A 9557-nucleotide genomic window follows, 5' to 3' on the forward strand; every position below is an offset into this window, starting at 1 on the left:
CTGCAACTTTTTTCGGAACTTGAGCTCCAGCATGGCCTCGCCATAGGCTTCCCGGAGTTCGCGCAGCTGGGTTTCATACTGCTCGGCGATATCCTTGGGATTGGCCTTAAGGGCGTTTTCCATCCCGGCTTCGGCATCGTCCATCCACTTCTCGATCTCCTGCTGGGTGAGATCGTAGTGGCGCGCAGCCTCGGGCACTGTAGTCTGCCCTCGGTAAATCTGCTTGATCAGCTCCGCTTTGCGTTTGGCTGTCCAGCGCTTGATGTCGGGTTCTTGCGTCATGCTTCACTCCAATTTCTGAAGCGACTTTAGCATGTGCAGGTTTTCACTGGGTCATTACAGCACTGGCTGATGGCATGTAGCTTTTGGATGTTTTCATTGAGGTCGCAAACCCATACGACTTCGCCTCATTGTGACCGGCCACCCGCTCAGGGGTATCAATCAAGCGTGGCGGAAACACCCATGCGCTGATGTAGCAAAGATCCAGCATTGTTTTGCGGCTTGCGGCTTGCGGCTTGCGGCTGTAGGGCAGCCAGCTTCGGGGTGTTCCAAGATCACGATCAAGTTGTTGCCGACCGAAACGGCTTGGGTCGTACACTGTGGCAAAGCCTTCTGCTTCACCGGCCTGTTTCATTGCATCAACCATGGTGTTTTTTGCCAGCTGGTGAGCTTCTTCCCCGGATTCCGCCATGCTTGCAGGCATCCATGCAGAGAAAGAGTTTACCTGTGCACCGCCTGGCCGAATCGGTGTGTTTAGCAGGTCAAGGACACCGAAGGCCAGTGCGCCGGTTGAGCCGAGTCCTGGTTCTGCGGTTGTAGTCTATCCGGCGGCAGAGCTCGCTGGATCTAGAGTTACCGCATGCTTTCCCTTACAAACAATTGTGGCAGCTTTGGCGCAAATCAATCAATGCTAGCCAAGCCTTTCGCCCCTGGGAGAACCTCATGTGGAAGTGCATCGGCAAGCGAAAGCCGCGGTTGCCTGATCCTCGAATCTCCAGCGCCGGCCGCTAGAAATCAAGTCAGCCCGTCGTTTCAGATGTCCCGTGTGCGTCTTAGTTAACGCCAGACAGTAGCTCGAGCCCGTCCTTGATGCGTCGGGTGATGGCAAGGGCGCCCTGCTGTTTGGCAATGCGGAGCGCTGTGTCAAAGGCCGCACCCGCCTGCTCGTGATGACCGAGCCGAAGCAAGGCCTCAGCCCTGAGCCGATACAGGTCGGCCTGATGAAGTTGGTCCCCCACCTTTGCGGTGGTCTCCAGAGCCACGTCAATTGTTTTTAGCTGTGCGCTGCTCTCGTCGAGAAAACCATAGGCTTCTGCGAGTGCGTAAAGGAAAGCGCCCATTACCGAGGGCATCACATCCTGGGCCCGTGCGGCGCTGGCCTGTATCCGCTCAATTCCACGGGCATCGCCATCAATAGCCTGAGCCCAGCCCAGCACCATGCGGCTCGCGCTTTGCCAGAGCGCCAGGCGGTAGCGATCAGCAATAATCAGAGCCTGCTCCGCATGGTCAACGGCCAGCGACTTGTCATGCAAGAAACTATGCAGCAACGCGGCGTGAATCAGTGCGAAACACAGAGAATCCGCATGCTCAAGCGTTTGCGCCAAGGCAATGGAGCGTTCGCTGGCCTCACGGGCTTCCTGAATGCGCCCCTGTCGGGATCGGGCCCAGGAAAGATGGGCGAGACTCGACACGTGGGGGGCATAACCGTCCAGCGGTGGATGAAGTGGGTTGATAGGACTGGCGAGAGCAGTTTCCGCGCTATAGCAGGCTCGTTCAAATTCACCGCGCCACAGAGCAATGTTGGCATTGGCGGAATGAGCATAGCTCAGCAAATTTGTATCCTTGCTGGCGAGGGCTGCATCCAGCAACTCGCTGGCCAGCTCTTCGGAAACCGAGAAGTTGCTGTCTTCACGGGAGCTCGAAACCATCCACCGCCCCCATAAGACTTCAAAGCGCTGCCGGTCTGGCATCTGCTCGTGACACAAAGCGAAAGCACGCTCATAAACGGCTGCTGCCTCGGCGGAGCCGTAGCCATGCAGAGTGAGCAGTGCCTGCCCCAGAGGCAGCAGGAGATTGAGCTCCCATTCGCGGCGTTTGTCGTCCGCCGGAAGCTGCTTTAGCAGTGCAAGGCCGTTGCGTAGGTGGTCTGCTGCTTCGGCATTGGCCGAAGCACGCAAGGCACGACGCCCGGCGGCCAACCACCTAGGCAGCGCCTGGGCAGCAGCACCCGCATCGGCAAAATGACGCGCCAGCTGATCGGGCTGCTGAGCGGCGTGTTGTGGGAAGTGGCATTCCAATGCCTCGGCGATCCGATGGTGAGCCCGGCGTCGGTCCTCTCGAGTCTGCGACCGATAAGCGGCTTCCTGAATCAGGCCGTGGCGGAACTCGAATACCGAACCATCTTTGTCCACTGGCGTAATGATCCGCTCTTCCCGCAAGATGCGGAGCGCTGAGTCGAGAGCGACGGGCTCGTCCGTGGCGACTCGCTCCAGCAGTGCCCGATCAAAGCGCCGCCCGATGGTAGCGGCGAGCTGAGCGGTGTGGCGAGCCTCCTGCAATGCATCGAGGCGGGCGAGCAACAGGTATTGCAATGTGGCTGGAATCTCTGCGTCGCTCGCTGTGCTCGCTTTCATCAGTGCCATTTCTTCGGCAAACAGCGGTACTCCTTCAGCCTTGGAAACGATGCGCTGCCTGGCATCCTCATCCAGGGGAATACCCAGGCCGTCCACCAGTTGCGAGACATTGGTGTCGCTCAGTGGGCCAAGCTCGACAGTTGTTTCGTCACTGAGTCCGGCTGCCTGAAACTCGGGCCGTGCGCTGCACACTGTCAATACTGGCGCGGCGATCGGCTCTGACGCAAGGCGCTGTAAAAGTTCCAGGCTGGAGGGGTCAACCCAATGCAGATCTTCCACAATCAGCAACAAGGGTTGTCGAGCGGCAAGAGCGCCAAGGAGCTGGTGCAGAACCTGGAAGGTGCGCTCCTTGTGCGACTGCGGCGGCAGTCCCGGCGCATCATCATCGGCAGCGTCCAGCAAGGCAGCGACCACGGGCAGCGTTTCGCTGCGGATTGCGGGGTATTGCTCCGCCAGGTAGCTGCGGATCTTGTCGCGCCGCACGGCGGGCGGGTCAGTGGGTAACAACTGAAAGACCGTTTCCAGCAGCACCACCACCGGACGTAGTGGGCTGTGAAGGTATTCGGGAAAGCAGTGTAACTCGCGCACTGTGCAAGGCTCGTTCGCCACCCCATCGCGCAACGCACGGATCAGGCGCGATTTTCCAATGCCCGGCTCGCCCCGGATCAGGATAAATTGCCCACGCCCTTTTTTGCTCTCCTTCCACAATTGCCTCAAGCGCGCCAGCTCTGCGCGTCGTCCAGCCAGAGGAGCCAGGCGCTGTCGCGCGTCAAGCCGGTTACTGGCATCAGTTTGCCCGACAACGCGATAGATCTGCGACGCAGATGATGCGTCAGCACCAGGCAGGTGCTCCAGCGTATCCACGTGGAAAAAGCCTTCGACCAAGCGGCGGGTCTCTTCGCTGATCACTACGCCCTCGGGTTCGGCTGCATCGCAGAGGCGGGCCGCAATGTTGGATGCGACACCGGCAACGTCAGGCAGAGCGGGATCATTGCCGGTGACAATAGCGCCCGTATGAATGCCAATGCACAACCTCACCTCCGCTTCCTGAGCGAGCTGTACGGCAGCGCGCACAGCTTGAATGGCAGCGTTTTCAGAAGCAACCGGATAGCCAAAATAAACGAAGAAACTGCCGCCATGTGTCTGCGCAAGTAGGCCGCCATGGCGCTGCATGAGCCTGGAGCAGAGTTGGCGCGGTGTGCGCAGCTGCTCCGCGATGATTTCGGGATCGTTCTCGCCGCGGATGATGAAGCGGCCGCAGACAATGGTAGCTTGCCGGCGGTTGGCTCTGACAGTCGCTGACACGGGCTTCTGGGGGGAGGGCAACAGTCCGTCGTTACGTATGCGCTCCATGAGGCTGTATGTGGCGGCCTCCGGTTCAAGGCCCAGGTCCCGGGCCAGTATCTCCCGACAGCTCTCGTACTGTGCCAGTGCGGCGCCTTTTTGCCCGTTCCTGGCCAACAAAGCCATGAGCTGGCGTTGCCCTTCCTCATCCCAGGGTTCCAGCAGGGTATAGCGCCGGGCGTAAATCAAAGCCTGCTCCAGTTCGCCCCGCTGTTCATGGCCCGCCCGGAGACGCTCCAGTAGTCCCAACGCCTCGCAATGTAACCGCTCCCGCTGTTTTCCCCGCCACTCCTCGAATTCCGGCACTTCGTCCACTGTTAATCCGGCGAGGAACTCACCCCGGTAAAGCGTCATCCGGCCTGCCATGGCAGTGAGACAGGCCGAACAGGGCGGCTGCCCCGCCCTGCAATCTGGACAGTTGCTTTCAGCCGCAAGAAAGGCTTCCAGGTCCAGCCAATAAGAACCCTCGGATACCCCAACGCTAGTGCGATCTGTTACGAGGAAGTTGTTATTGCCGAAGGCGCGGCGCAGGTAGTAGAGCGCCTGACGCAAGTTGGTGCGGGCCTCGTCCGCCCCCAGGGCGGGCCAAAGCAGGTCCGCCAGAGCTTCTCGCGAATGGCGTCGGCCGGATTCCACCGCCAGATAGGCGAGCAAGGCCAGAACTTTGGCGTAGCGCTTTCCGCTTAACGAGGCTCCGCCAACGGTGACTTGTATCTCGCCGAGCAGGTGGATTTCGATCTGGGGCGCATCGTGGATGGCCATAATCAAGGTCAGTTTACGGTGGGCTTACGAGGCTTTGTTTTAATGCTTATTTGTGTGACGCGGCTCACGTGCCGTGCGGCAGTATTAGGGAGCCATCATAACACTCCCGGCGTGAAGTTCATCATTTTTGCCGACATGTGCCGCCGCGTGTTTTGTGCTCTGTTCGTTCAACTGCCCGTTCTAAATAGAGAATCGCCATGAGCAAGATTTACCGACGCATCTGGAATGCGACCGCCCGCTTGTGGCAAGTGGCTGGAGAACTGGGACGCCAGGGTCGAAAACGGACCGGTGGGCGGCGCCTTGTGGCAGCGGGCAGCCTCTATTTATTGCCCTTGGCGGCGCTGGGTGGAGAGCTCCCTTCCGGCGGAACGGTGGTGACTGGCGTCGGCTCAATCGAGCAGTTCGACAAGCACTTGAGCATCACTCAGGGCTCGGAGCGGCTCGCCATTGAATGGCAACAATTCAATATTGGCGCAGGCAATCGCGTCAGCTTCAATCAGCCTTCGGCGAGCGCCATTGCGCTGAACCGCGTTATCGGCACCGACGGCTCCCGCATCATGGGGCAGCTGGATGCCAACGGCCGGGTCTTTCTCATCAACCCCAACGGCGTGTTGTTTGGCAAAAATGCCCAGGTGGATGTGGGCGGCCTGGTGGCCTCAACGCTGGATATCTCCAATGAAGACTTTGCCGCAGGCAACTACCGTTTCCGTGGCAATGGCAACAACGCTGCCATCATCAACAAGGGCCACATCACAGCCGCTGATGGCGGTGCGGTAGCACTGCTCGGCGGGCATGTGAGCAACGAGGGCGTGATCAGCGCCCGTCTTGGCAGCGTGGCGCTGGTTGCCGGTGAGCAGGTCACCCTCGATTTTGCCGGCGACGGCCTGCTCAAGGTCCAGATCGATGAAGCCACCCGCGATGCGCTGGTGGAAAACCATCAGCTGATTCAGGCCGACGGCGGTCAGGTGCTGATGAGCGCCCACGCTGCCGATGCCCTGCTACAAACCGTGGTGAACAACACCGGTGTTATCGAAGCCCGCACTCTGGAAAACCGCAACGGCAAGATTGTGCTGCTGGGCGGCTTTGAAGGCGGCACGGTTGAAGTGGCCGGCAAACTTGACGCCAGCGCACCCGAAGGTGGTGATGGCGGCTTCATCGACACCTCCGGTGCCCATGTGCAGATTCACGAAGGCCTGGAGGTCACTACCCTGGCCGTCGACGGCCGAACTGGCGACTGGCTCATCGATCCCACCGATCTCACCATCAGCGCGGGCAGTGCGGCACAGAATGCCAGTGGCATTGGTGCCGAAACTCTCTCAGCGAATCTGGAGAACAACAATGTCACCTTGCAGACCGTGGCCGAGGGCAGTGAGGCGGGGAACATATACGTCAATGGCGAGGTGAGCTGGGACGCCGCCACCACCCTGACCCTGTCCGCTCACGGTGATATCCACATTAACCAAAATATCAGCGCCACCACAGGCAAGCTGGCGCTGGAGTATGGGCAGGCCGACGTGGCCGCGGGCAACACCGCCGACTACCACGTCAATGCCAGGGTCAACCTCTCCGCCGGGCAGAACTTCAGCACCCGGCTGGGCAGCGATGGCGATGTGCTTGAGTACACCGTCATCACCGAGCTGGGCGCCGAGGGCAGCACCTCGGGTACGGATCTGCAGGGCATGCAAGGCAATCTCAATGGCCTCTACGCCTTGGGCGCCGATATCAATGCCAGCGCTACCGTGAGCTGGGACGGGGGTGCCGGCTTTAACCCAATCGGCGACTCCAGCAACGGATTCACCGGCGTCTTCGACGGCCTTGGTCACCTCATCACCGGCCTGACCATCAACCGACCATCGCAGAATGACGTGGGGTTGTTCGGTCATACGAACGGAGCCTGGTTGCGCAACATCGGTCTCCAGAGGGGCAGCGTGGTTGGCAAGGAGAACGTCGGCAGCCTGGTCGGAAAGAACCAGGGGGCGATCAGCCAATCCTGGGCCAGTGTCGCAGTCAACGGCGCGATGAGTGTTGGTGGCCTGGTTGGCTGGAACACAGGCTGGAGCGGCTGGAGCACTAACGGAACCATCAACGAGTCCTACGCGGTCGGCCCGGTCAGCGGCAGCAACAGAGAGGTTGGCGGCCTGGTTGGCTACAACGCTTGGCAGATCAGCAATTCCTACGCTACCGGCGTGGTCAGCGGCAACAAGTACGTTGGCGGTCTGGTCGGAGCAAACTATGGGACCATCACCAACACCTATGCCACAGGCGCGGTTAGTGGATCCGATAGCGTTGGCGGTCTGGTCGGGGGCGTCGGCTTCAGCGGGGATATCGCCGAGTCCTACTGGAACACCGAAACCACCGGCCAGATCTCCAGCGCTGGTGGTGGCACCGGCTGGACCACCGCCGAGCTGATAGAGGCCTTGCCAGTTGGTTTTGATCCCGAGGTGTGGGGCAACGCCGGTAACCAGACCACGCCTTATTTGCTCGGGCTCTCTGGCAACCAGGTGTTCAGCAAGAACGATCTGCCCAGCGGCACCATCAGTGCCTCCAATCGTCCGGTGCTCTACACCGTGATTCAGGATGTGCATCAGCTGCAGGCGATGAAGGATGCGCTCGGCGAGCGCTATGTGCTGGGCAACGACATCAATGCCAGCGCTACCGTGAGCTGGAACGGGGGCGCGGGCTTCGCACCGATCAAGACCTTCAACGGCACCCTGGATGGCCTGGGCTACGCGATCCACGGTCTGACCATTTACCGGCCGTCCGCGGACGAGGTCGGCCTGTTCGGCGTTACCGGCGACACCGCCGTGCTGCGCAACATACGCCTCGAAGACATTAACGTGACCGGTCGCAACCAGGTCGGTGGTCTGGTCGGCAGGTCCGGCGGCTCGATCGAGAACGCCCACACCAGCGGGACCGTCAGCGGCAACCGCCAAGTGGGCGGGCTGGTAGGTCAGGCGTGGCTTAACAGCGAAATCACCGGCTCCTCCTCCTTGGCCGATGTAAGCGGGAAGGGTGACCGCATCGGTGGGTTGGTGGGGGAAGCCTACTACTTGGTAACGATCGAATACTCTCACGCCGGCGGCGCGGTCAGCGGCAACGGCAACGGCGATGACGTCGGTGTCGGTGGTTTGGTAGGTTACCTCGACAGCGCATCGAACATCACTCGTTCCCATGCCACAGGCGATGTCAGGGGTAACCAGCATGGCGTCGGTGGTTTGGTGGGTTATGCCCGCGGCGTGATCACTGATTCCTATGCCACAGGCGATGTCAGCGGGAAGGATCTGGTTGGCGGGCTGGTGGGGTGGCAGAAGGCCACATCGATCACTGGTTCGCATGCCTCTGGCGGGGTCAGTGGCGTCTACCGCGTTGGTGGTCTGGTGGGATACCGCGAAGGCGGGGAAGTTGTCGGCTCGCACGCCTCCGGGACTGTCACCGGTAAGGGGGCCATTGGCGGGTTGGTTGGATACTCATTTTCAGGCGACGGCGTCATCGATTCCTGGGCAAGCGGGGATGTCACCTCCTTGGCGAGCGGGAGTTCCGTTTCTGAACACATTGGGGGCTTGATCGGCTATAACGACGGCGTAGCCCTGGTTTTGAGATCGTTCGCCACCGGTACGGTCCGCGGCTCCAATACGTACTACGGCGAGGCTGTTGGTGGCCTGGTCGGATGGAATAGAGGATCGGCGACCATCGAACAATCGTACGCTACCGGTGCAGTCTTCGGAGCCGGGGCAGGCGGCTTGGTAGGCGTCAACGAAGGCACAATCCGTCAATCCTATGCCAGTGGCTGGGTAGACGGGAACGGCGGCGGGCTGATCTATAATGACTACGGGGGGAGCGTCATTGATTCATACTGGGATATGGAGGCCAGTGGCCAAAGCAGCAGTCATGGCGGCACCGGCCTGACCAGCGCGCAGATGCGCGAACTCGCCAGCTTCGCGGGCTGGAGCATCGACGACCAGGGCGGCACCGACAGCGTCTGGCGTATTTACGAGGGCCACACCGCGCCGCTGCTGCGGGCCTTTCTCACCCCGTTCGAAGTCGATGTTGATGCTGTCACTACCACCTATAACGGTGGTAATCACCGCGCGCTGAACAGCGATCAGCTTTCCTACGACACTCCGACCCTGGATCTCTTTACGGGTGAGCTTGGCTACCTGGCCAGCTCGCGCAATGTGGGAACTTACAGCGGCGCGGATCTGCGGCTGGTGGGTCTGTACTCCAGCCAGCAGGGCTACGACATCATCGCCAACGGTGAGCTGACAATTAACCCGGCGGAGCTCACCATCACCAGCACCGACGTTATCAAAACCTACGATGGCAGCACCGGCGCCGCAGGTACTGCACATGTCATGGCTGGCGCGCTGTATGGCACCGATACTTTGAGCGGCGGAGTCTTTACCTTCACCGACAAGAACGTGGGCATCGGCAACAAGACGGTAACCGTCTCCGACGTGACAGTCGAGGATGGCAACGGCGGCGCCAACTACACCGTCACCTACGAGGATAACACCACCAGCACTATCAACCCCTTTGTGATCAACCTCAGCGGCAGCCGGGTTTATGACGGCGGTGTGGATGTTGAGGCCGATGTCCTGACTCTGGGTTCGCTGGTTGGTGACGAGACCCTGTCACTCTCCGGCACTGGTTTCATGGCCGACAAGCACGTTGGTGACGGCAAGGTCTTCCAGCTCGGCAGCCTGAGCCTGGGCGATGGTGACCAGGGTGGTCTGGCCAGCAACTACACGCTCGAAGGCGGCAGTCATAGCGTCACGATCACACCGGCACAACTGCACATCTCGACCAGCGACATCATCA

Annotated in this window: 4 protein-coding genes; 1 reads left to right on the top strand and 3 read right to left on the bottom strand. The window is 60.5% G+C overall.

The window, feature by feature from the left end; all coding sequences use genetic code 11:
• The 3 genes from BM046_RS15975 to BM046_RS15980 all read right to left on the bottom strand — a co-directional run.
• Positions 1-282, bottom strand: a 282-nt coding sequence (locus BM046_RS15975; RefSeq protein ID WP_090541387.1) for a DUF1153 domain-containing protein, incomplete at its 3' end; no start/stop codon positions are given.
• 43 nt (positions 283-325) lie between these two features.
• Entirely contained in the window at positions 326-691 is a 366-nt protein-coding gene (locus BM046_RS16185) for a hypothetical protein (protein ID WP_143084218.1), read from the bottom strand.
• 361 nt (positions 692-1052) lie between these two features.
• Entirely contained in the window at positions 1053-4739 is a 3687-nt protein-coding gene (locus tag BM046_RS15980; protein WP_090541390.1) for an AAA family ATPase, read from the bottom strand.
• A 197-nt stretch (positions 4740-4936) separates the two neighbouring features.
• Here BM046_RS15980 and BM046_RS15985 point away from each other — a divergent pair.
• A partial coding sequence (locus tag BM046_RS15985; protein WP_143084219.1) for a two-partner secretion domain-containing protein occupies positions 4937-9557 on the top strand: 4621 nt, incomplete at its 3' end.

This window comes from Halopseudomonas formosensis, assembly GCF_900115905.1.
Lineage (GTDB): Bacteria > Pseudomonadota > Gammaproteobacteria > Pseudomonadales > Pseudomonadaceae > Halopseudomonas > Halopseudomonas formosensis.